We start from the raw sequence: 21,980 nt of genomic DNA, 5'->3' as shown, positions 1-21,980 counted from the left end.
TGGAGCAAAAGGCTCATGCGCGTACTGATTGTTGAAGATGAAGAAAAAACCGCGGACTACCTGCACCGCGGCCTGACAGAACAGGGCTACACCGTCGACGTGGCCCGCGAGGGCATCGAGGGCCTGCACCTGGCGCTGGAGAACGACTACGCGGTGATCGTGCTCGATGTGATGCTCCCCGGCCTAGACGGCTTCGGCGTGCTGCGTGCGATACGTGCACGCAAGCAGACCCCCGTGATCATGCTCACCGCCCGCGAGCGCGTGGAAGACCGCATTCGCGGCCTTCGCGAAGGAGCCGACGATTACCTCGGCAAACCGTTTTCGTTCCTGGAGCTGGTCGCGCGCCTGCAGGCCCTGACCCGCCGCAGCGGCGGCCATGAGCCAGTCCAGGTCACCGTGGCCGACCTGTGGATCGATTTGATCAGCCGCAAGGCCAGCCGCAACAACGTACGCCTGGACCTGACCGCCAAGGAGTTCTCGCTGCTCAGCGTGTTGGCGCGGCGCCAGGGTGAAATCCTTTCCAAGACGGCGATTGCAGAGATGGTCTGGGACATTAATTTCGACAGCGACGCCAACGTCGTCGAAGTGGCGATCAAACGCCTGCGCGCCAAGCTCGACGGGCCCTTCGAACACAAACTGCTGCACACCATCCGTGGCATGGGCTATGTGCTGGAGAACCGCAGTGTCGGCTAACTCCATCGCGCTGCGCCTGAGCGGCATGTTCACCCTGGTGGCGCTGTTGATCTTTGTGTTGATCGGCGGCGCCCTGTACCAGCAGGTGGACCGGGGCCTGGGCCTGTTGCCGGGGGCGGAACTGGATGCGCGCTACAGCGTGCTGGAGTCCTCGGTAAATCGCTTCGGTACGCCGGAGCATTGGGTGAAGATCAAAGCCAAGCTCAAACTGTTGGGCGAGGAAGACAAGCGTATCCGCTTCTGGGTAGTCAGCAGTGACCCAAGCTACGAATACGGTGAGCCTGACGCGCAGATCCGCGCGTTTGCCCAGGGCGCCACCGGAAAACGCGACTTGCACCTGCCCGGCCACGATTATCCGTTCAAGGTGCTGGTGAGCCAGTTTGTGGCAAAGGAGCAACGCCCGCCGCTGCGTTTTATGATTGCCATCGACACCGAGAATTTCCGCGCCACGCAACACCATCTGCTGATGGCCCTGATCGGCCTGGCCTTTGTCGGCGTGGTGCTGGCGGCGCTGCTGGGCTTCTGGGTCTCGCGCATTGGCCTCAAGCCGCTGGAAAAACTCTCGCAGGAAGCGCAGAAACTCGCCCCGCCAAAGCTCTCCGGGCGCCTGCAGCTGTCACCGTTGCCGCCGGAACTCAGGCAATTCGTCAACTCGTTCAACGCCACCCTCGACCGCGTCGAGCAGGCCTACTCTCGCCTGGAATCGTTCAATGCCGACGTGGCCCATGAACTGCGCTCGCCGCTGACCAACCTCATCGGCCAGACCCAGGTGGCGCTCACCCGTGGACGCTCGGCCGAGCATTATCTCGAGGTGCTCGAATCCAATCTGGAAGAGCTGGAGCGGCTGCGCTCGATCATCAACGACATGCTGTTCCTCGCCAGCGCCGACCAGGGCAGCAAGGCCACCAAGCTGATCGAAAGCTCGCTGGCCGATGAAGTGGCAACCACCCTCGACTATCTGGATTTCATTCTCGAAGACGCCCAGGTGCACGTGCAGGTCCAGGGTGATGCCAGGGTGCAGATCGAAAAAGCCCATTTGCGCCGCGCCCTGATCAATCTGCTGAGCAATGCGGTGCAGCACACCGCGCCAGGGCAGGCGATCAACGTAAACATTGAAGTGAAAGAGCAGCAAGTGACCATCGGCGTGACCAACCCCGGCGAAGCGATTGCCCTTGAGCACCTGCCACGGCTGTTCGAACGCTTCTATCGCGTGGACGCTTCGCGCAGCAACAGCGGGGCCAATCATGGCTTGGGCCTGGCCATCGTCAAGGCAATTGCGTTGATGCACGGCGGGGATGTATTCGTGCGCAGCGAACACGGCGGCAATACGTTTGGTATCACTCTGCCGGTCTGAGGGGCCACTGCTGCGTTTTCGGCAATAGCCCTTATCTTGTTACACGCTGCATCGCACCGCTCGCCTGCGTTAAGTTGACGCATCGATGATGCGCGACGGTTATTCGGCGGTGGACCGCGACATGGATGAGCATCGGGGGATTGTCGACCATCCGCTGGACGTGTTCTGACCCGCGATCTTTCTTTACAGCGCAGTGTTTAATTTTCATCGGGTACAACTAAACTGCCAGTATTCACACCGCTGAAGTCTGCCCCATGAGTCAACGCCGTGCCCGTACCGTACCAGCGCACCCTGAACTGCTGTTGATTCTCGGCAGCAGCTTCACCGTCGCACTGATTGTGACCATCGTCGCGGCGTTGTTGAGCCGCGAACACACAAGCACGCTGCAAGCGGCTACGCGCTCAACCACCAATATTGCCCAACTGATCAATGCCGATGTGCTGCGTAACGTCGAGCTGTACGACCTGGCCCTGAAAGGGCTGATCACGGCGCAAAAACGTGAAGACTTGTCTCAGGTTAGCGCGGACATCCAACACCTGGTGCAGTTTGATTTAGCGGGTGCCGCGCCTTTCAAGGGTGAGGTACTGTTGCTCGACGCCAAAGGCACGGTGATCGCAGACTCTTCGACCCTGCAACCCACGCCGCGCAACTTTGCCGACCGCGATTATTTCCAGGTCCACGCCACGAACGCTTTGGCCGGTTTATTTATCAGTCGTCCGTTCAAAATCCGTTGCGACTGCGACCAGGTATGGCGCATGGCGTTCAGTCGGCGTGTGTCCGGGCCCAACGGTGAATTTGCCGGCGTGGCGGTGGCGACCATGCGTCTGGCGTATTTCGACCAACTGTTCAGCACGTTGACGATCGGCAATGGCAGCAGCGTCAACCTGCTCAACAATGATGGGATCCTGCTTGCACAGCAGCCGCTGCTTGAGCGGGACATGATCAACAAGGACCTGAGCGATCGACCCAATTTCAAACGCATACTGCGTGAAGGCGATGGCAGCTTCCAGGCCGTCTCTGCCCTCTCTGGCAAGGAGCGCTTGTATACCTTCACCAACGTCGGCGAGCTGCCGCTGATCGTGGTGGTGGCCCTCTCAAGTGACGACGTTCTGGCGCCCTGGCGACGCGCCGCGCTGCTGACCAGCGGCGCCACCGGTATCCTCTGCATCGGTTTGCTGTGGCTCACCTGGATGCTGCGCCGCGAACTGCGGCGCCGCTACCGCGCCGAACGGGTGCTGTCAGAACTGGCAGCCACCGACGCCCTGACCGGGCTGGCCAACCGCCGTCTCCTTGACGAGCGCCTGCGCCTGGAATGGGACCGTGCGCAACGCTCGACGGAGCCGTTGACCGTGCTGATGATCGACGTGGACCACTTCAAGGCATTCAACGATCGCCATGGTCATCAAGGCGGCGATGAAGCCTTGCGCACGGTGGCTCAAGTGATCGGCAGCAACATCCGACGACCCGCCGATCTGGCGGCCCGCTATGGCGGGGAAGAATTTGCCGTGGTACTGCCGCATACCGACGCCAAGGGCGCCTGGGTCATTGCCGAGCATATCCGCAGCAGTGTAGAGCAGCTGCCACGGGTGGCTGGCGATGAACGGCCAATCACCGTAAGTATTGGCATGAGCACGTGGGACAAGCACGGACATACGTCGCTGGAGGCTCTGCTGCTGAGCGCCGACCGGGCGCTGTATGAGGCCAAGCACACCGGCCGCAATCGGATTGTGGGTGCGCCAACCCGGTCATGAGGCAAGCTCGCCGCAGCAAGTCATCTGAACCGCAGACATAAAAAAAGGCCACCCGAAGGCAGCCTTTAAAACTAAAGAAAGAGAGTTGTTACTTACACCGCCGCAACGGGACGCATGTAAGAGATCGGTGCGGTGCTGGCATCTTCGAAGGTCACGACTTCCCAAGCGTCCGTCTGCTCAATCAACTTGCGCAGCAGCTGGTTGTTAAGGGCGTGGCCCGACTTGAAGCCTTTGAACTCGCCTATCAGGCTATTGCCCAGCAGGTAGAGGTCACCGATTGCATCGAGGATCTTGTGCTTCACGAATTCGTCTTCGTAGCGAAGGCCGTCTTCGTTCAGTACACCATCCGCGTCGACCACAATGGCGTTTTCAACGCTGCCGCCGAGTGCGAGGTTGTGCTTGCGCAGGTACTCGATGTCACTCATGAAACCAAAGGTACGGGCGCGGCTGACTTCTTTTACGAACGAAGTGCTGGAAAAATCCACGCTTGCACTTTGGGTGCGGTCACGGAATACCGGGTGATCGAAATCGATCTCAAAGCTCACTTTAAAGCCTTCGAACGGGACGAAGGTGGCGCGCTTGTCGCCGTCTTCAACTGTCACTTCCCGCAGAATGCGAATGAACTTCTTGGCTGCGTCCTGTTCTTCCAGGCCGGCAGATTGAATCAAGAATACGAAGGGTCCAGCGCTGCCATCCATGATAGGGACTTCGGACGCGGAGAGCTCGACGTAGGCGTTATCGATGCCCAAACCGGCCATGGCCGAGAGCAAGTGCTCTACCGTGTCCACCTTGACGTCACCGTTGACCAATGTGGTCGACATAGTGGTTTCGCCAACGTTTTCCGCGCGAGCAGGAATCTGCACCGCAGGGTCCAGGTCGGCACGCACAAACACGATGCCGGTGTCGACAGGTGCAGGCTTGAGGGTCAGGTATACCTTCTCCCCGGAGTGCAGACCTACACCTGTGGCACGAATAATATTCTTCAGGGTGCGTTGTTTAATCATGGCTTGGACCGCTTCAGCGCAAATTGCGAACTGGTATCAACAAAGGCTGGCGATAATAGCAGACCAGACCTTTGCTGAACACCAATCACCTTCATAGCCCTGATACATTCCATTAATCGGCCTGACGACGCAGGAATGCCGGGATGTCCAGGTAGTCCAGATCGTCTTGCGGATTCGGGCTACGGGACGCCGCAGCACCGGCCTGAGCCTGGTTGCGCATCACGGTCGGACGGTCCAGATCACGGTAGTTCACCGACGGCAGTTCCTGGCGCGAAGGCGCTGGAGCGGCAGCCGCCTGGCTGGCGTGGCTGGCTTGGCTGTTATGCAGCGTGTTGTCGATGACCTTCACAGGCTTCTCGATTTTCGCGCCCAGACCGGTCGCAACCACGGTCACGTGCAGTTCGTCGCGCATGTCCGGGTCGATAACGGTACCGACTTTGACCATGGCGTGCTCGGAAGCGAAGGCTTCGATGATGCTACCCACGTCGGAGTACTCACCCAGGGACAGGTCAGGACCGGCGGTGATATTCACCAGAATGCCGCGTGCACCTTGCAGGTTCACATCTTCGAGCAGCGGGTTACGGATGGCCGCTTCGGTGGCTTCGCGTGCACGGTTCGGACCGCTGGCGCAGCCGGTGCCCATCATCGCCATGCCCATTTCGCTCATCACGGTACGTACGTCGGCAAAGTCGACGTTGATCATGCCTGGGCGCTTGATGATGTCGGAGATACCACGAACGGCACCGGCCAGTACATCGTCAGCCTTGGCGAACGCGGACAGCAGGCTTGCGTCCTTGCCCAGGATGGTCAGCAGCTTCTCGTTGGGGATGGTGATCAACGAGTCGACGCTTTCAGACAGCAGACGGATGCCTTCGTCGGCGATCTGCATGCGCTTGCGGCCTTCGAACGGGAACGGACGCGTCACGACGGCAACCGTCAGGATCCCCATTTCCTTGGCCACTTCGGCAATGATCGGTGCAGCACCGGTACCGGTACCGCCGCCCATGCCGGTGGTGATGAACACCATGTTGGTGCCTTGCAGCACTTCGGCAATACGCTCGCGGTCTTCCAGAGCGGCCTGACGGCCGACTTCCGGATTGGCGCCCGCGCCGAGGCCCTTGGTCACGGCTGTGCCCAATTGCAGGATGGTCCGCGCGCCGATGCTTTTCAGCGCCTGGGCATCAGTGTTGGCGCAGATGAATTCAACGCCTTCAATGTTGCTCTTGACCATATGGTTGACAGCGTTGCCGCCGCCACCGCCGACGCCGATCACTTTAATGACCGGGCTGGCGGGGATGTTGTCTACGAGTTCGAACATGTTCCCTCTCCTTTCGTTTTCTCTAGTTTTTTCGCCTACTGCTTACATCAGCTCCAAGCTTCAAGCGATAAGCCGCAAGCCTGGAGCGCCGTACTCTTGAAGCTTGCGGCTTGTCGCTTGCCGCTAACTTTGTTAGAAGTTGCCTTTTACCCATGCCTGCAACCGCTCGAACAACGGCGCTTTGGCTTCGTCGTCGCTGCGGTAGCTGTCACGGTTACTCGGGCCCGACAGGGAAATGCCGTCGGTCTGCTTTTGCAGCCCGTACAACAGCAAGCCCACACCGGTGGAATAAATCGGGTTGCGTACCACGTCACCCAGGCCTTTGACGCCATGGGGCACGCCCAGGCGGACGGGCATGTGGAAGATTTCCTCGGCCAGTTCGACCGCGCCTTCCATCTTCGAGGTACCGCCGGTCAGCACGATGCCGGCCGGGATCAAATCTTCGTAGCCGCTGCGGCGCAGTTCAGCCTGGATCAGGGTGAACAACTCGTCGTAGCGTGGCTCGACCACTTCAGCCAGGGCCTGGCGCGACAGTTCGCGCGGTGGACGATCACCCACACTCGGCACTTTGATGGTCTCACCGGCGCCGGCCAGTTTGGCCAGGGCACAGGCGTAGCGGATCTTGATTTCTTCGGCGTACTGAGTCGGTGTGCGCAACGCCATGGCGATGTCGTTGGTCACCTGGTCGCCGGCAATCGGGATCACGGCAGTGTGACGAATCGCACCCTCGGTGAAGATCGCGATGTCGGTGGTACCGCCGCCGATGTCCACCAGGCACACGCCCAGTTCCTTTTCATCGTCGGTCAGTACCGAGTAGGCCGAGGCAAGTTGCTCGAGAATGATGTCGTCGATTTCCAGGCCGCAGCGGCGCACGCATTTTTCAATGTTCTGTGCGGCGTTGACGGCACAGGTCACCACGTGGACCTTGGCTTCCAGACGCACGCCCGACATGCCCAGAGGCTCGCGAACGCCTTCCTGATTATCGATCACGTAGTCCTGCGGCAGGGTGTGCAGCACGCGCTGGTCAGCCGGGATCGCCACGGCCTGGGCAGCGTCGAGCACGCGCTCAAGGTCGGCCGAACTGACTTCACGGTCGCGGATCGCCACGATGCCGTGGGAGTTCAGGCTGCGGATGTGGTTGCCCGCAACGCCGACAAATGCCGAGTGAATCCGGCAACCGGCCATCAGCTGCGCTTCTTCGATGGCGCGCTGGATCGATTGCACGGTGGACTCGATATTCACCACCACGCCCTTCTTCAGGCCCCGGGACGGATGCGTGCCAATACCGACGATCTCGATCGTGCCGTCTTCCCCGACCTCGCCCACCAGCGCCACCACCTTGGAGGTGCCGATATCGAGACCGACGATCATTTTGCCGCTTTGCACGTTTGCCATGGGTCCTGCCTCTTCTTAATTCTTCGCGACAGCGGGTTGCGCTGCCGTGGGCGCAGCCGGTTCACGCCAGCCGACGGCAAGGCCGTTGGCGTAACGCAGGTCGACGCTCGCAATGTTCGTAATCTGTTCTTTCAAGGTCTTGTCATAGATGGCGATAAAACGGCGCATCTTTTCCACCAAGCGGTCGCGTCCCAGCAACAACTGGATGCCCGGGCCGGAACTGCCTGCCCCGGTCGTCAAAAACCAGCTGCCCCGTTCACGCAGTTCCAGGCGTGCAATGGAGAAGCCCAGTGGCCGCAGCATCTGGCTCAAGGCCTGGTACTGCTGCATCACTTGCTGCTGCGCCCGCTGCGGCCCGAACAACTGCGGCAGGTGCTCGTAGTTGGCCAACTCACGCGGCGTGAACGCCTGGCCCTGGTTGTTCAACAGCGCTTCCTCGCCCCAACGGGCCACGGGCAGTTGTTCTTCCAGGCGGATCGTCACCTGATCCGGCCACACACGGCGGACTTCGGCGTGGGCGATCCACGGCATCTGTTCCAGCTCGCGACGCATCCCCGCCAGGTCGATGGTAAAAAAGCTCGCCGCCAGGAACGGGCCGATGCGCTGTTGTACCGCTTGCTGGCTGATGTAGCTCAAATCGCCCTGCACGCTGATTTTGGTAATCGGCCGATCGGCGTACGGCAGCAGACGCTGCGCGCCTTCATACGTGCCGAAGCCCAGCACCACCAATAACACCGGCCAGAACAGCGCCTTGAGGAAACCAAAGTTGGCTTTCGGCAGGCGCGCCGACATCGGCTCTTTAGCCACCATTCGGCTGGCACCCCGTGGCACCGGCTTGCGGCTCGGTGCTTGTGGGGGCTGATGACGAAGCGATGCGCCTTTCATGTCTTAGCCTCGGGACTCGATACTGGCCGCCAGAATCGCCAGCACCAATTGCTGGAAATCCAGGCCGGCCGCGCGGGCTGCCATAGGGACCAGGCTGTGGTCGGTCATGCCCGGTGCCGTGTTGACTTCCAGGAACCAGAAATTCCCTGCGTCGTCCTGCATCACGTCCGCCCGCGCCCAACCGGCGATACCCAGCGCCTCACAGGCTTTCGCCGTGAGGTCCATCAATTCCTGTTCCTTGGTTGCGTCAAGGCCACATGGGATCCGGTACTGGGTATCGGAGGCCACATACTTGGCGTCGTAGTCGTAAAACGTGTGGGGCGTGCCCAATGCGATGGGCGGCAATACCTGGCCACGCAGGGTGGCGATGGTGTACTCGGGACCCTGGATCCACTGTTCCACCAACACTTGCGAATCGTAGGTACTTGCCGCTTTCCATGCGTCGATCAATTCGGCGGCCGAGTTCACTTTGGCCATGCCGATACTGGAGCCTTCATGGGCAGGTTTGACGATCAAAGGCAGGCCCAGTTCCTCGGCTGCGGAAATACAATCGTCTTCGCTGCACAGCACGCTGTGGCGCGGGGTTGGAATGCCCAGGCTGTGCCAAACCTGCTTGGTGCGCAACTTGTCCATCGCCAGTGCCGAGGCGAGGATGCCGCTGCCGGTGTAAGGGATCCCGGCACACTCCAGCAGGCCTTGCATGCTGCCGTCTTCACCGCCGCGGCCGTGAAGAATGATGAACGCACGGTCGATCTTTTCAGCCTGCAAGCGCGCGAGGAAGTCATCGCCCACATCGATACCGAACGCATTCACACCGGCGCTTTGCAGCGCCTCAAGCACCGCGTTGCCGGACTTGAGCGACACTTCACGCTCTGCGCTCTTGCCGCCAAACAGCACGGCCACGCGACCGAAGTCGGCTGGCGCGATGGTCGAAAACAGGGAGCCGTAGTCAGTGGTCATTTCGACTTTCCCTGTGCGGCTGCGAACAACGGGCTCGCCAGCAATTTGGGGGCAAGGCCGCCGATATCGCCGGCGCCCTGGCACAACAGAATGTCGCCGGCACGCAGCAGTGGCTTGACGATGGGCGCCAGGTCCACGCCCCGTTCGATGTAGATCGGGTCCAATTGGCCACGCTGACGGATGCTGTTGCACAGCTTGCGGCTGTCGGCTCCCGGGATCGGTTCTTCACCGGCCGGGTAAACCTCCATCAGCAGCAGCACGTTGGCATCGGCCAGTACATTGACGAAGTCGTCGTACAAATCGCGGGTGCGGCTGTAGCGGTGCGGCTGGTAGACCATCACCAAACGACGCTCCGGCCAGCCACCGCGTACGGCTTTGATCACTGCAGCCACTTCGGTCGGGTGGTGACCGTAGTCGTCCACCAACATCACGTCACCGCCGTCTACCGGCAAATGGCCGTAGACCTGGAAGCGACGGCCCACACCGGCAAAGCGCGAGAGGCCTTCGACAATGGCCTCATCGCTGACGCCTTCGTCGGAGGCAATGCAGATGGTCGCCAGGGAATTCAATACGTTGTGGTTGCCCGGCATGTTCACCGACACATCCAGCGGCTCACGGTCAGGACGCAGCACGGTGAAGAAGGTTTGCATGCCTTCCTGGCGCACATTGATAGCGCGTACGTCGGCGTCTTCGCTGAAACCGTAGGTCACGGTTGGGCGCTTGACCTGCGGCAGGATCTCGCGCACCACCGGGTCGTCCAGGCACACCACGGCCAAACCGTAGAACGGCAGGTTGTGCAGGAACTCGACGAAGGTTTTCTTCAACTTGTTGAAGTCGCCGTCGTAGGTGGCCATGTGGTCTTCGTCGATGTTGGTCACGACGGCCACCAGCGGTTGCAGGTGCAGGAAGCTGGCGTCGCTCTCATCGGCTTCGGCGATCAGGTAACGGCTGGTGCCGAGCTGGGCGTTGGTGCCGGCTGCATTCAGGCGGCCACCGATCACGAACGTCGGGTCCAGGCCACCGGCGGCGAACACCGAGGCAATCAGGCTGGTGGTGGTGGTCTTGCCGTGGGTACCGGCAACGGCGATACCGTGGCGATAGCGCATCAGCTCGGCCAGCATTTCAGCGCGTGGCACCACGGGAATACGGCGCTCAAGGGCAGTGGCAACTTCCGGGTTGGAGGTGTTCACGGCACTGGATACCACCAGCACGTCAGCGTCGGCGGCGTTTTCGGAACGGTGGCCGATAAATATCTGTGCACCGAAGGACTTCAGGCGCTCGGTAACCGGCGATTCTTTCAAGTCGGAGCCGGACACCTGGTAGCCCAGGTTGAGCAGAACTTCGGCAATACCGCACATGCCCACGCCGCCGATACCGACGAAGTGGATACGACGGATACGGCGCATCTCGGGGTGCGGCATGGCTTTCTGATTCTCAACCATGGGCCACCTCCAGGCAGATATCGACCACGGTGCGGGTTGCGTCAGGTTTGGCCAGGCGGCTTGCGGTGCTCGCCATGCTGTTGAGTCGTTCCGGTTGCATCAAAACCTCGGTCAGGCGTGCGGCCAAATCGGCGGCGCCAGTCGTTCTTTGCGGCAGCAGGAAGGCAGCGCCCTCCCCGGCCAAATATTCGGCGTTGCGGGTCTGGTGATCGTCGATCGCATGGGGCAAAGGCACCAGCAAGGACGGCAGACCGGCGGCGGCCAGTTCACTGACGGTCAGCGCACCAGCGCGACAGACCACCAGGTCGGCCCAGCCATAGGCATGGGCCATGTCTTTGATGAAAGGCTGTACGTTGGCCTCCACACCGGCTTCGCGATAACGCGTGGCGGTGATTTCATCGTGGTGCTTGCCGGCCTGATGGAAGATCTCCGGACGCAACTCCACAGGGAGTTGCGCCACGGCGTCGGGCAGCAATTTATTCAACGGTTCTGCGCCCAGGCTTCCGCCCAGGATCAGCAGATGCGCCTTGCGCCCGGTCAGGGCCTGGCGCGCGATGTCCATAAACAGCTCAGTGCGCACCGGATTGCCGGTGGTACGGCGCTTCGCCGATGCGGCAAAGGTATTCGGGAACGCTTCACACACCCGCGCGGCCAGTGGCACCAGCAGGCGGTTGGCGGTACCGGCAACGGCGTTCTGCTCGTGCACGATCACCGGCACGCCAGCGAGCCTGGCCGCCACGCCGCCAGGACCGGTCACATAACCGCCAAAGCCCAGCACGCACACCGGCTGCAACTCACGGATGACTTTGCGCGCCTGCCACACCGCTTTGAGCAACACGAACGGTGCCTTGAGCAGGGACAACTTGCCCTTGCCGCGCAGACCGGTGACGTTGATCAGGTGCAGCGCCAAGCCGGCGTTAGGCACCAGTTCGTTTTCGATGCCACGCGGTGTACCCAGCCAGTGCACGGTATACCCACGGTTCTGGAACTCCCGCGCGCAAGCCAGGGCCGGGAACACATGGCCCCCGGTGCCGCCCGCCATGATCAGCACGTTAGCGCCCATGGGTCGGCTCCTCGGCGAAGTCGCTTTCGCTGAACTCCATCTCTTCGCTGCCCAGGTGGGTTCGACTCTCCCACTCGATGCGCAGCAACAAGCCAAGACAGGCGCAGCAAATCACCAACGAACTGCCGCCGTAACTGAGGAACGGCAAGGTCAGGCCCTTGGTCGGCAGCAGGCCGACGTTCACCCCGATGTTGATCAGGAACTGGCCGATCCACAGGAACGACAAGCCATACGCCACGTAAGCGGCGAAATACTGTTTGGCCTTTTCGGCCCACAGGCCGATGTACATGCCGCGTACACACACGAACACGAACAACGCCACGGTGCACAGCGAACCCACCACGCCCAGTTCTTCGGCCAATACCGAGAACACGAAGTCGGTGTGCGCCTCGGGCAGGTAGAACTGCTTCTGCACACTGTTGCCCAGGCCCACACCCAGCCACTCGCCGCGACCAAAGGCGATCAGCGCCTGGGTCAACTGGTAGCCGGAGCCGAACTGGTCGGACCAGGGGTCGGTAAAGGTGATCAAGCGCGCCATCCGATAGGGTTGCGCCTGCACCAGAACGGTCACGGCCGCCACGGCCAACACCACCATCAAACTGAAGCGGAACAGGCCTACGCCCCCCAGGAACAACATCGCGGCAGCGGCGCCCATCATCACGACGGTGGCACCAAAATCGGGCTCCATCAGCAACAGACCGGCCATGGGCAGCAGCACGATGAAGGGCTTGAAGAAGCCCATCCAGCTTTCGCGCACTTCTTTCTGACGACGCACCAGATAACCGGCCAGGTAGATCACCACGAACACCTTGGCGATTTCAGACGGCTGCACGTTGAACGCACCGAAGCCGATCCAGCGCATCGAGCCGTTCACCTCGCGGCCGATACCCGGCAGAATCACCATGATCAGCAGGCCGAACGCACCGATCAGCATCAACCAACCCAGGCGTTGCCAGGTGGCGATGGGGATCATCATGGTAACGATGCACGTGCCCAGCCCGATGATCAGGTACACCAGGTGGCGAATCATCATGTACAGGGTGTTGCCCGACTGCACGGCAGCCACTTCGGAAGACGCCGAGGTGATCATCACCAGGCCCAGGCCCAGCAACGCGAGGCAACCGGCGAGCATCGGGAAATCGAGGTCGATACCGCGACCGGTGATGATCGGCGACGGGTACGGCTTGATGATGTTTCTCAGATCAACGCTCATGCCAAGCCCTCCACGGCGCGGGCGAACAGCTGGCCGCGCTCTTCGTAGTTCTTGAACATGTCGAAGCTGGCACACGCCGGCGACAGCAGCACCGCATCCCCCGGCTGGGCCAGGGCTTTGCACTGGGCAATGGCGTCGTCCAGCGACATGGCGTGCACTTGCGGCACGGCATCACCCAAGGCGTCGGCGATTTTGTCGGCATCACGGCCCATCAACACCACGGCGCGGCAATGCGCGGCCACCGGGGCCTTGAGGTCCTTGAAATCGGCACCTTTGCCGTCGCCACCGGCGATCAGCACCAGCTTGCCATCAATGTCGGCGCCAAGGCCTTCGATGGCGGCCAATGCGGCACCGACGTTAGTGGCCTTGGAGTCGTTGTAATAGCTGACGCCGTTCAGGTCGCGCACCCATTGGCAGCGATGTTCCAGGCCACCGAAGGTGCGCAGGCTCGACAACATGGCGTCGAACGGCAGGCCCACGGCATGCCCCAGCGCCAATGCAGCCAAGGCGTTGGACTGGTTATGGGCGCCACGGATTTTCAACTCGCGCGCAGGCATCAGATTCTGGAATTCGAAGGCCAGGTATTTCTCGCCGTTCTCTTCGCGAATGCCGAAGCCCTTGAAGTCCGGTTTGCCCAGGCCGAAGGTCCAGCAGGGCAGGCCTTCACCCATCAACGGACGGCTAAGGGCGTCCTGACGGTTGACCACCACCTGCTTGGCGCCGCGGAAGATCCGATGCTTGGCCAAATGGTAGGCGGGCAAGCCGCTGTAGCGGTCCATGTGGTCTTCGCTGACGTTCAGCACGGTGGCTACTTCAGCGCCCAGGTCGTGGGTGGTCTCGAGCTGGAAGCTCGACAGCTCCATCACGTACAGCTCGACGTCATCGCTGAGCAGATCCAGCGCCGGCGTGCCGAGATTGCCGCCCACGGCCACACGCTTGCCGGCCGCAACCGCCATCTCGCCGACCAAGGTGGTCACGGTGCTTTTTGCGTTGGAACCGCTGATGGCCACGATCGGCGCCTTCGCGTTACGGGCGAACAGGTCGATATCGCCGGACAGCTTCACGCCGCGCGCCGCCGCCGCTTGCAGGGCCGGTGTGGCCAGGGCCAGGCCGGGGCTCACGTAGAGCTCGTCGGCACGGCACAGAAACTCGACATCCAGCTCGCCACAACGCACTTCCACGTGCGGGTAGTCACGGCGCAGCGTGACCAGCTCCGGTGGATTTTCCCGCGTATCGGCCACGGCAAACGACGTGCCCCGGTTCGCCAGGAAGCGAACCAGGGACATGCCGCTCTTGCCGAGGCCGACAACGATGCGGAAGTGGTCTGAAGCGATCAGGGACACTCGTTTCTACCTCAGTTTCAGGGTGGCAAGGCCGACCAGTACCAGAATCACGGTGATGATCCAGAAACGGACAATCACGCGTGGCTCAGGCCAGCCCTTGAGTTCAAAGTGGTGGTGAATCGGCGCCATGCGGAACACGCGACGCCCGGTCAACTTGAAGGATGCCACCTGGATGACCACCGACAGGGTTTCCATCACGAACACGCCGCCCATGATGAACAACACGATTTCCTGACGAACGATCACCGCAATGGTGCCCAGGGCCGCGCCCAGCGCCAGAGCGCCGACGTCACCCATAAAGACTTGCGCCGGGTAGGTGTTGAACCACAAAAAGCCCAGGCCCGCACCAATCAGCGCACCGCAGAACACAATCAGCTCGCCCGCGCCCGGCACGTAAGGGATCAGCAGGTATTCGGCGAATTTCACGTTACCCGACAGGTAGCAGAAGATACCGAGCGCACCGCCCACCATCACCGTCGGCATGATCGCCAGGCCGTCGAGGCCGTCGGTCAGGTTCACCGCGTTGCTGGAGCCGACGATCACGAAGTAGGTCAACACCACGAAGCCAATCCCCAGGGGGATGCTGGCGTCCTTGAGCATCGGGATGATCAACGTGGTTTCCACGGCGCTTGGCGCGGTGGTGTACAGGAAGATCGCGGCGGCAAGGCCGAACACCGACTGCCAGAAGTACTTCCAGCGGCTCGGCAGGCCCTTGGAGTTCTTCTCGATCACTTTGCGGTAGTCATCCACCCAACCGATGGCGCCGAACAGCAAGGTCACCAGCAACACCACCCACACGTAGCGGTTATGCAGGTCAGCCCACAGCAAGGTGCTGATGCCGATGGACGACAGGATCAGCGCGCCGCCCATGGTCGGCGTACCGGACTTGGACAGGTGCGACTGCGGGCCGTCATTGCGCACCGATTGACCAATTTGCAGGTTCTGCAGGGTGCGGATCATCCACGGCCCTAAAAACAGCGACAAAGACAGCGCGGTCAGCACACCCAGGATCCCGCGCAGGGTCAGGTACTGAAAGACCGCGAAGCCTTTGTGGAACTGTTGCAGATACTCAGCCAGCAGCAGCAGCATTAATGTTTCTCCGTACTTGAGCCACACAAGGCTGCGACGACGTTTTCCATCACCGCGCTGCGCGATCCCTTGATCAAAATGGTTGTGTGTGTGTCGTGTTCGGCGGCCGTCAGCGCCTGAATCAGCTCGGCCTGGGTGGCGAAATGCTGCGCACCGGGGCCGAAGGCATTGACGGCATGCGCCATGTTCGTGCCGACCGCGTAGAGGGCGTCGACTTTACCGGCGGCATACGCGCCGACTTCGCGGTGGCCTTGTTCAGCCCAGTCGCCTAACTCGCCGATATCGCCCAGGACCAGCACCTTGCGCCCGTCAAACCCTTTGAGCAGGTCGACCGCGGCGTTGATGGAGGACGGGTTGGCGTTATAGGTGTCGTCGATCACGCGCATGCCGTTGGTGGCCAATTGCGCCACGGTGCGCCCTTTGACAGGCTGAACCGCACCCAGCCCTGTCGCGATGCCGAACAGCGACACGCCAAGGGCGTAAGCGGCAGCGGCAGCGGCCAAGGCGTTCGCCACGTTATGGTGACCCAACAGGTTCAGTTGCACCTGCTCACTGCCCTGCGGGGTGTGCAAGGTGAAGGACGGGCAACCACGGGCATCGACGCTGATGTCGGACGCATGGAAATCGGCCGCAGCGTTCAGCACGGCAAACGTCAAGACCTTGCGCCCGGCGGCGCGTACACGCCAGGTTTCGAAGGCCTTGTCATCCAGGTTCAATACCGCCGTGCCCGACGCTGCGAGGCCTTCAAGGATTTCACCCTTGGCTTCGACGATCTTGTCCGGGCCACCGAACTCGCCGACATGGGCGGTACCCGCGTTGTTGATGATCGCAACGTGGGGCTTGGTCAACGCCACGGTGTAGGCGATTTCGCCGATGCGCGAAGCCCCAAGCTCGATCACCGCCGCCGTGTGTTCCGGGGCCAGTTCGAGCAGGGTCAGCGGAGCGCCGAAATCATTGTTCAGGTTGCCACGGGTCGCGAGCACCGGGCCGCGTGTACGCAGTACCCCGGCGAGCAGCTCCTTGACCGTGGTCTTGCCGCTGGAACCGGTGACGGCGGCAACGGGCTTGTCGAACGCGGCACGGTTCAACGCGCCCAGTTGACCGAGGGCCAGACGGGTATCGGTGACCAGCAGTTGCGGCAACGCACAGTCCGCCACTTCACGCTCGACCAACGCGCCGACGGCACCTTTGGCGGCAACCTCGTTGAGGTAATCGTGACCGTCGAAACGCGGCCCCGTCAGGGCAACAAACAGCTGCCCGGGTTTGATCGCACGGCTGTCGATACTCACGCCGCCAAAGCTGCAATCGCTCGACAGGATGCGGGCCGACAGGGACGGTGCCAGTTCGCTGAACGTCATCGCCTTAAGCATGGGCAACCTCCCAGGCGGTCAGGGCCCGATCGGCCTCGATCAGGTCGGAGAAGGCATGGCGCTCGCCGTTGATTTCCTGGTAGTCCTCATGCCCTTTGCCGGCCAGCACCACCACATCGTCAGCGCTGGCGCCGGCGATCAATTGGGCGATGGCGGCACCGCGACCGGCAACAAACGTGGCCTTGGACACGTCTTTAAAGCCGGCGCGGATGTCGTCGAAAATCAGGCGCGGGTCTTCACTGCGCGGGTTGTCATCGGTGACGAGCACGCCATCGGCCAGGCGCTCGACGATCTCGGCCATCAACGGGCGCTTGCCGCGGTCACGATCACCGCCGCAACCGAACAGGCACAGCAGCTTGCCCTTGGCATGAGGACGCAGGGCTTCGAGGACTTTTTCCAGGGCGTCCGGGGTGTGGGCGTAATCGACCACTACCAACGGCTGCGTGCCGCCACCCAGGCGCTGCATGCGACCGGCGGGCCCTTCCAGCTTCGGCAGGACCTTGAGGATTTCGTCGAGGGCGTAATCCAGACCGAGCAGCGCGCCGATGGCGGCGAGAACGTTGCTCAGGTTGAAACGACCGAGCAGGGTACTGCGCAGGTGGTGTTCGCCCTGGGGCGTGACCAACGTGGCACGTACGCCTTCGTCATTGAATTGAGCTTGGCGGCAATACAGGTACGCGCTGGAATCCAGCAGGCTGTAACTGATCAGCCGAGCTTCGCTGTCTTGGGCAGCCAGTTGGCGGCCGAATTCGTCATCCAGGTTCACCACCCGGCACTTCAGGTCATTCCAGGCAAACAGCTTGGCCTTGGCGGCGGCGTAGGCTTCCATGGTGCCGTGGTAATCCAGATGATCGCGCGACAGGTTGGTCATCACGGCCACGTCAAACGCCAGCGCCGTGACACGGCCCTGGTCCAGGCCGTGGGAGGACACTTCCATGGCAACGGCCTTGGCACCGGCCTTTTTCAGGTCGGCCAGAGTCGCCTGCACGGCAATCGGGTTCGGCGTGGTGTGCAGGCCGCTTTGCAACGCGCCATAAAAGCCGGTGCCCAGGGTGCCGACGATGCCGCAATGCTGGCCCAACAGGTCAAGAGCCTGGGCGACCAGTTGGGTCACGCTGGTTTTGCCGTTGGTACCGGTCACGCCCACCAGGTTGAGGTGGCGGCTCGGTTCGCCATAAAAACGCCCGGCGATGTCCGACAATTGCTTAGTCAGGCCCTTGACCGGAATCAATGGCACGTCGGTGATCGGCAGCACCGTGGCGCCTTCGGCCTCATAGGCTACCGCGGCCGCACCGCGCTGCAACGCATCGGCGATATGCGCACGGCCATCGACTTTGCCGCCCGGCACGGCCAGGAACAGGTCGCCGGGGCGCACATTACGGCTGTCCAGGGTCAACTCGCGAATCAGCAGATCGCGGCCGGCGTGAGCAAAAATCTTGTTCAAACTAAGAGACATCAGCCGCGCCCTCCGTTGGCTTTGACTGCAGCAACCGGTGGTCCGGCGTTCGCTTGTTCGGTCGGCGGCAGGTTGTCCGGCGTGACGTTCATCAAGCGCAGGGTGCCGGACATCACTTTGCTGAACACCGGCGCCGAGACCAGGCCACCGAAGTAACCGGCTTTGCTCGGCTCATCGATGACAACGACGATGGCATAGCGTGGATCGCTCATCGGTCCGAAGCCGGCGAACAGCGAACGGTAGGAGTTTTCGGCGTAGCCCTTGGTACCCACCGATGTCTTACGGGCGGTACCGGACTTGCCTGCCACGTGGTACGCCGGCACCTGGGCACGGAACACACCCCGTGGTGCTTCGATCACTTGTTGCAGCATGCCTTGCATGGTCTTGGCGACATTTTCCGGAATCACCTGGGTGGCTTTCGGCGCTTCGTCGACGTGGATGAGGCTCAAGGGAACCATGCGGCCATTGTTGGCCAGCACCGAGAACGCATGGGCCAACTGGATCGCGGTCACGGACAGGCCGTAGCCGTAGGAAAGCGTGGCGGTTTCGGCTTTTTTCCAGTCGCGGTAGTTCGGCAGGTTGCCGACGCGCTCGCCCGGGAAGTCGAGGCCGGTGGGTTGGCCAAGGCCGATTTTTTGCGCCAGGTGGTAGATGGTTTCGCCGCCGATATCGAAGGCAACCTTACTCATGCCAACGTTACTGGAGTTGATCAGGATACCTGTCAGATCCAGCACCGGACCTTCGGTGCGCGATACGTCACGAATGGTGTATTTACCCAACTGCAAGGTGCCCGGATACACCTCGACCTTGTCGCTGGGTTTCCAGCGCCCGGTTTCCAGGGCAGCACTCATGGAGATGGCTTTCATGGTCGAACCCGGCTCGAACACGTCGATCATTGCGCGGTTACGCATCATCGCCGGCTGCAGGTTACGGCGGTTGTTCGGGTTGTAGGTCGGCTGGTTGACCATGGCCAGGATCTCGCCGGTCTTCACGTCCATGATCACCAGGCTTCCGGCCTTGGCGCCATTCTCGATGATCGCGTTGCGCAGCTCGCGGTTGGCCAGGTATTGCAGGCGCAGGTCAATCGACAACGCCAAGGGCTTACCGGCCTTGGCGTTTTTGGTGACTTGGACATCCTTGATCAGTCTGCCACGCCGATCCTTGATGACTTGTCGCTTGCCGGGCACCCCGGCCAGCCATTCGTCGTAGGCCAGTTCCACACCTTCGCGACCGTGGTCGTCAATGTCGGTAAAGCCGACCATGTGGGCGGTGGTTTCACCGGCCGGGTAGAAACGACGGAATTCCTCAATGCCATAGACACCGGGGACTTTAAGATCGAGCACTTGCTGGCCCTGTTCCGGGGTCAGGCCGCGAACCAGGTAGATGAATTCTTTATTGGCCTGGGCTTGCAGGCGCTCGGCCAAGGCCTTCGGGTCTTGCCCAAGGGCGGCGGCAAGGGCCGGCCAGCGATCCTTGGCCGCTTGCAGTTCCTTGGCGTTGGCCCACAGGGTGGTGACCGGCGTACTGACGGCCAGTGGCTCACCGTTACGGTCGGTGATCAGGCCGCGGTGCGCAGGAATGGGGATATGACGCAGGCTGCGGGCGTCGCCCTGGCCGATCAGGAAGTCGCGGTTGACCACTTGCAGGTCGACGATCCGCCAGGCGATCGCACCCACCATCAATGCCAGCAAGCCGAGCATCAGACGGAAACGCCATGGGTAGAGTGCACCCTCAAGTTTCATCATGGCGCCACCATGCGAACTTCGGCCGCGCCCGGGATGTGCATTTTCAGCTGTTCGGTGGCCAGCACTTCGATACGGCTATGGGCCGTCCAGGTGCTTTGCTCAAGGATCAAACGACCCCACTCCGCCTGCGCCTTGTCGCGCACGCTCAGCTCCCCGTACAGGGTGTTGAGTAACTGGCGGTTGTAGTGGGCGCTGTAGGACACCGCGATTGCGGAGACCAATACGCCGACGTACAGCAGCATCATAAAGAAGCTGCCGCCCGGCAGGGGTTTGGCGAAAAGCTTGCTCACCGCAACTTCTCCGCGACGCGCATGACGGCGCTACGGGAGCGTGGGTTGGCCTTCAGTTCAGTTTCGGAAGCGAACTGCGCTTTGCCATGGATTTTGATTTTCGGCACAAACGCTTCGAAACGTACCGGCAGGTTGCGCGGCAGGTTATCGGATTCGCCCTTGACCAGGCGGCGCATGAACAGTTTGACGATGCGGTCTTCCAGGGAGTGGAAGCTGATCACCACCAGGCGACCGCCCACTTCCAGCGCCTCAAGGGCCGCCTCAAGGCCAGCCTCCAGGTCGCCCAATTCGTTGTTGACGTGGATACGCAGCCCCTGGAACGCACGGGTTGCCGGGTTCTTACCCTTTTCCCATGCAGGGTTGGCGACCTTGAGCACCTCGGCCAGGTCGGCGGTGCGCTCGAACGGCTGGATCTCGCGACGCTCGACCACCGCGCGGGCCATACGGCCGGCGAAGCGTTCTTCGCCGTATTCCTTGAAAACGCGAGCGATTTCTTCCACCGGCGCGGTGGCGATGAACTGTGCAGCACTGACACCACGAGTGGGGTCCATGCGCATATCGAGCGGGCCGTCGTTCATGAAACTGAAGCCACGCTCAGGGTCATCGAGCTGTGGCGAGGACACGCCCAAGTCGAGCAAAACCCCGGCCACCTTGCCCGCCATGCCGCGCTCGGCCACTTCGGCGCCCAGCTCGGCAAAGCTGCGCTGCACAACGACAAAGCGGCCGTCTTCGGCCGCTAGCGCTTGCCCGGTGGCAATCGCTTGGGGGTCCTTGTCGAACCCAAGGAGCTTGCCGTCGGGCCCGAGCCGGCTGAGGATCAAGCGGCTATGCCCGCCCCTGCCGAACGTGCCATCCAAATAGCAGCCATCCGCGCGTACGGCGAGAGCCTCAACGGCTTCGTCAAGCAGTACGGTGATGTGGTTAAAGCCGCTATCAATAGTCACAGGATCAAATCACGCAGTTCATCAGGCATAGCGCCCGGTTGTTGAATAGCAGCCAGGTCTGCTGCAGAAACAGCATCCCAGGCATCTTCGTCCCATAATTGGAACTTGTTCAGTTGACCGACCAGCATCGCGCGCTTATCGAGCTTGGCGTATTCGCGCAAACGCGGCGGCACCAGGAAACGACCGCTGCCATCGAGCTCGAGGTCGACGGCATTACCAATCAGCAAACGCTGCAGACGGCGGTTTTCTTCACGCAATGAAGGCAGGGCACGCAACTTGGTTTCAATCAACTCCCACTCATCGAGGGGGTAAACACATAAACAAGGGTCAACGGCGTCAATCGTGATGATTAACTGTCCGGAACTTCGCGAAATGAGCTCGTCACGATACCGGCTCGGCATGGCGAGACGGCCTTTTGCATCGAGACTGATAGCGTTAGCTCCGCGAAACACAGATGCGTTTCTCCAATTTTTAGCGTTTTACGTTCAAAAAACCCACTTTGTGCCACTTTCCGCCACTTGCGCACACTATAGGAATGCGCCCACCACACCGTCAAGGCACGGATTCAAGGAAAAGCCTTACAGAACGGAGATTTAGGAGCGTAAAGGGAGGAGAAACCAGAGTTCCGCGATGTTTTTGACCCAGCAAGCGCAAGCAGCTCAAAG

19 protein-coding genes are annotated in these 21,980 nt (G+C 61.4%); 3 read left to right on the top strand and 16 right to left on the bottom strand.

Features of this window, described 5'->3' with window-relative positions; translation table 11 throughout:
* The first annotated feature begins 15 nt into the window (after window positions 1-15).
* The 3 genes from PSH59_RS04700 (at window position 16) to PSH59_RS04690 (ending at window position 3,798) form a co-directional block, all read left to right on the top strand.
* Complete coding sequence (locus PSH59_RS04700; RefSeq protein WP_248075385.1) at window positions 16-693, top strand: heavy metal response regulator transcription factor; 678 nt, start codon at window positions 16-18, stop codon at window positions 691-693.
* Complete coding sequence (locus PSH59_RS04695; RefSeq protein WP_305394408.1) at window positions 683-2,047, top strand: heavy metal sensor histidine kinase; 1,365 nt, start codon at window positions 683-685, stop codon at window positions 2,045-2,047. Before PSH59_RS04700 ends, PSH59_RS04695 begins: the two co-directional genes overlap by 11 nt.
* A gap of 254 nt (window positions 2,048-2,301) precedes the next feature.
* A complete protein-coding gene (locus PSH59_RS04690) occupies window positions 2,302-3,798 on the top strand; it encodes a sensor domain-containing diguanylate cyclase (protein WP_305394407.1) in 1,497 nt (498 codons plus the stop codon).
* A gap of 92 nt (window positions 3,799-3,890) precedes the next feature.
* Here PSH59_RS04690 and lpxC read toward each other — a convergent pair whose 3' ends face one another.
* The 16 genes from lpxC to mraZ all read right to left on the bottom strand — a co-directional run bounded on the left by lpxC (window position 3,891) and on the right by mraZ (window position 21,767).
* On the bottom strand, window positions 3,891-4,802 hold the full coding sequence (gene lpxC, locus PSH59_RS04685; protein ID WP_065900836.1) for a UDP-3-O-acyl-N-acetylglucosamine deacetylase: 912 nt from the start codon (window positions 4,800-4,802) through the stop codon (window positions 3,891-3,893).
* Between the two features lie 112 nt (window positions 4,803-4,914).
* The gene (ftsZ, locus tag PSH59_RS04680; RefSeq protein WP_017526184.1) at window positions 4,915-6,120 is read right to left on the bottom strand and encodes a cell division protein FtsZ; all 1,206 of its coding nucleotides are present in this window, start codon (window positions 6,118-6,120) and stop codon (window positions 4,915-4,917) included.
* 132 nt (window positions 6,121-6,252) lie between these two features.
* The gene (gene ftsA, locus PSH59_RS04675; RefSeq protein ID WP_025855584.1) at window positions 6,253-7,515 is read right to left on the bottom strand and encodes a cell division protein FtsA; all 1,263 of its coding nucleotides are present in this window, start codon (window positions 7,513-7,515) and stop codon (window positions 6,253-6,255) included.
* Window positions 7,516-7,530: 15 nt separating this feature from the next.
* The gene (locus PSH59_RS04670; protein WP_248075379.1) at window positions 7,531-8,400 is read right to left on the bottom strand and encodes a cell division protein FtsQ/DivIB; all 870 of its coding nucleotides are present in this window, start codon (window positions 8,398-8,400) and stop codon (window positions 7,531-7,533) included.
* Between the two features lie 3 nt (window positions 8,401-8,403).
* Window positions 8,404-9,360 carry a D-alanine--D-alanine ligase gene (locus tag PSH59_RS04665; protein ID WP_305394406.1) on the bottom strand — a complete coding sequence of 319 codons (957 nt, stop codon included), beginning with the start codon at window positions 9,358-9,360 and terminating at the stop codon, window positions 8,404-8,406.
* Window positions 9,357-10,802 (bottom strand): UDP-N-acetylmuramate--L-alanine ligase, encoded by a 1,446-nt coding sequence (gene murC, locus PSH59_RS04660; RefSeq protein ID WP_248075375.1) that lies wholly within the window; start codon window positions 10,800-10,802, stop codon window positions 9,357-9,359. Before murC ends, PSH59_RS04665 begins: the two co-directional genes overlap by 4 nt.
* Window positions 10,795-11,865: an undecaprenyldiphospho-muramoylpentapeptide beta-N-acetylglucosaminyltransferase gene (murG, locus tag PSH59_RS04655; protein ID WP_305394405.1), complete on the bottom strand. Its 1,071-nt coding sequence runs from the start codon at window positions 11,863-11,865 to the stop codon at window positions 10,795-10,797. Before murG ends, murC begins: the two co-directional genes overlap by 8 nt.
* Window positions 11,855-13,078 (bottom strand): putative lipid II flippase FtsW, encoded by a 1,224-nt coding sequence (gene ftsW, locus PSH59_RS04650; RefSeq protein ID WP_370694391.1) that lies wholly within the window; start codon window positions 13,076-13,078, stop codon window positions 11,855-11,857. Before ftsW ends, murG begins: the two co-directional genes overlap by 11 nt.
* Window positions 13,075-14,421 (bottom strand): UDP-N-acetylmuramoyl-L-alanine--D-glutamate ligase, encoded by a 1,347-nt coding sequence (murD, locus tag PSH59_RS04645; protein ID WP_305394404.1) that lies wholly within the window; start codon window positions 14,419-14,421, stop codon window positions 13,075-13,077. The genes ftsW and murD overlap by 4 nt, the downstream gene beginning before the upstream one ends.
* 6 nt (window positions 14,422-14,427) lie before the next feature.
* On the bottom strand, window positions 14,428-15,510 hold the full coding sequence (gene mraY, locus PSH59_RS04640) for a phospho-N-acetylmuramoyl-pentapeptide-transferase (protein WP_003171875.1): 1,083 nt from the start codon (window positions 15,508-15,510) through the stop codon (window positions 14,428-14,430).
* Complete coding sequence (gene murF / locus PSH59_RS04635; protein ID WP_305394403.1) at window positions 15,510-16,880, bottom strand: UDP-N-acetylmuramoyl-tripeptide--D-alanyl-D-alanine ligase; 1,371 nt, start codon at window positions 16,878-16,880, stop codon at window positions 15,510-15,512. Before murF ends, mraY begins: the two co-directional genes overlap by 1 nt.
* Window positions 16,873-18,336 (bottom strand): UDP-N-acetylmuramoyl-L-alanyl-D-glutamate--2,6-diaminopimelate ligase, encoded by a 1,464-nt coding sequence (gene murE, locus PSH59_RS04630; protein ID WP_305394402.1) that lies wholly within the window; start codon window positions 18,334-18,336, stop codon window positions 16,873-16,875. Before murE ends, murF begins: the two co-directional genes overlap by 8 nt.
* Entirely contained in the window at window positions 18,336-20,078 is a 1,743-nt protein-coding gene (locus PSH59_RS04625) for a penicillin-binding protein 2 (protein ID WP_248076005.1), read from the bottom strand. Before PSH59_RS04625 ends, murE begins: the two co-directional genes overlap by 1 nt.
* Window positions 20,078-20,371 (bottom strand): cell division protein FtsL, encoded by a 294-nt coding sequence (gene ftsL / locus PSH59_RS04620; protein ID WP_017738702.1) that lies wholly within the window; start codon window positions 20,369-20,371, stop codon window positions 20,078-20,080. The genes PSH59_RS04625 and ftsL overlap by 1 nt, the downstream gene beginning before the upstream one ends.
* Entirely contained in the window at window positions 20,368-21,315 is a 948-nt protein-coding gene (gene rsmH, locus PSH59_RS04615; RefSeq protein WP_370694390.1) for a 16S rRNA (cytosine(1402)-N(4))-methyltransferase RsmH, read from the bottom strand. Before rsmH ends, ftsL begins: the two co-directional genes overlap by 4 nt.
* The gene (mraZ, locus tag PSH59_RS04610; RefSeq protein ID WP_003171868.1) at window positions 21,312-21,767 is read right to left on the bottom strand and encodes a division/cell wall cluster transcriptional repressor MraZ; all 456 of its coding nucleotides are present in this window, start codon (window positions 21,765-21,767) and stop codon (window positions 21,312-21,314) included. Before mraZ ends, rsmH begins: the two co-directional genes overlap by 4 nt.
* Window positions 21,768-21,980: the final 213 nt, after the last annotated feature.

It is taken from the genome of Pseudomonas sp. FP2309, assembly GCF_030687575.1.
Lineage (GTDB): Bacteria > Pseudomonadota > Gammaproteobacteria > Pseudomonadales > Pseudomonadaceae > Aquipseudomonas.
This window is presented reverse-complemented; position numbering and strand designations above follow the sequence as displayed.

What these genes read in the sequence shown, in the direction of transcription:
- murC (WP_248075375.1), bottom strand. Translation starts at nt 10,802, where the DNA reads ATGGTTGAGAATCAGAAAGCCATGCCGCACCCCGAGATGCGCCGTATC.
- ftsW (WP_370694391.1), bottom strand. Translation starts at nt 13,078, where the DNA reads ATGAGCGTTGATCTGAGAAACATCATCAAGCCGTACCCGTCGCCGATC.
- PSH59_RS04700 (WP_248075385.1), top strand. Translation starts at nt 16, where the DNA reads ATGCGCGTACTGATTGTTGAAGATGAAGAAAAAACCGCGGACTACCTG.
- PSH59_RS04670 (WP_248075379.1), bottom strand. Translation starts at nt 8,400, where the DNA reads ATGAAAGGCGCATCGCTTCGTCATCAGCCCCCACAAGCACCGAGCCGC.
- ftsZ (WP_017526184.1), bottom strand. Translation starts at nt 6,120, where the DNA reads ATGTTCGAACTCGTAGACAACATCCCCGCCAGCCCGGTCATTAAAGTG.
- mraY (WP_003171875.1), bottom strand. Translation starts at nt 15,510, where the DNA reads ATGCTGCTGCTGCTGGCTGAGTATCTGCAACAGTTCCACAAAGGCTTC.
- PSH59_RS04625 (WP_248076005.1), bottom strand. Translation starts at nt 20,078, where the DNA reads ATGAAACTTGAGGGTGCACTCTACCCATGGCGTTTCCGTCTGATGCTC.
- murF (WP_305394403.1), bottom strand. Translation starts at nt 16,880, where the DNA reads ATGCTTAAGGCGATGACGTTCAGCGAACTGGCACCGTCCCTGTCGGCC.
- PSH59_RS04690 (WP_305394407.1), top strand. Translation starts at nt 2,302, where the DNA reads ATGAGTCAACGCCGTGCCCGTACCGTACCAGCGCACCCTGAACTGCTG.
- ftsA (WP_025855584.1), bottom strand. Translation starts at nt 7,515, where the DNA reads ATGGCAAACGTGCAAAGCGGCAAAATGATCGTCGGTCTCGATATCGGC.
- murG (WP_305394405.1), bottom strand. Translation starts at nt 11,865, where the DNA reads ATGGGCGCTAACGTGCTGATCATGGCGGGCGGCACCGGGGGCCATGTG.
- PSH59_RS04665 (WP_305394406.1), bottom strand. Translation starts at nt 9,360, where the DNA reads ATGACCACTGACTACGGCTCCCTGTTTTCGACCATCGCGCCAGCCGAC.
- lpxC (WP_065900836.1), bottom strand. Translation starts at nt 4,802, where the DNA reads ATGATTAAACAACGCACCCTGAAGAATATTATTCGTGCCACAGGTGTA.
- murE (WP_305394402.1), bottom strand. Translation starts at nt 18,336, where the DNA reads ATGTCTCTTAGTTTGAACAAGATTTTTGCTCACGCCGGCCGCGATCTG.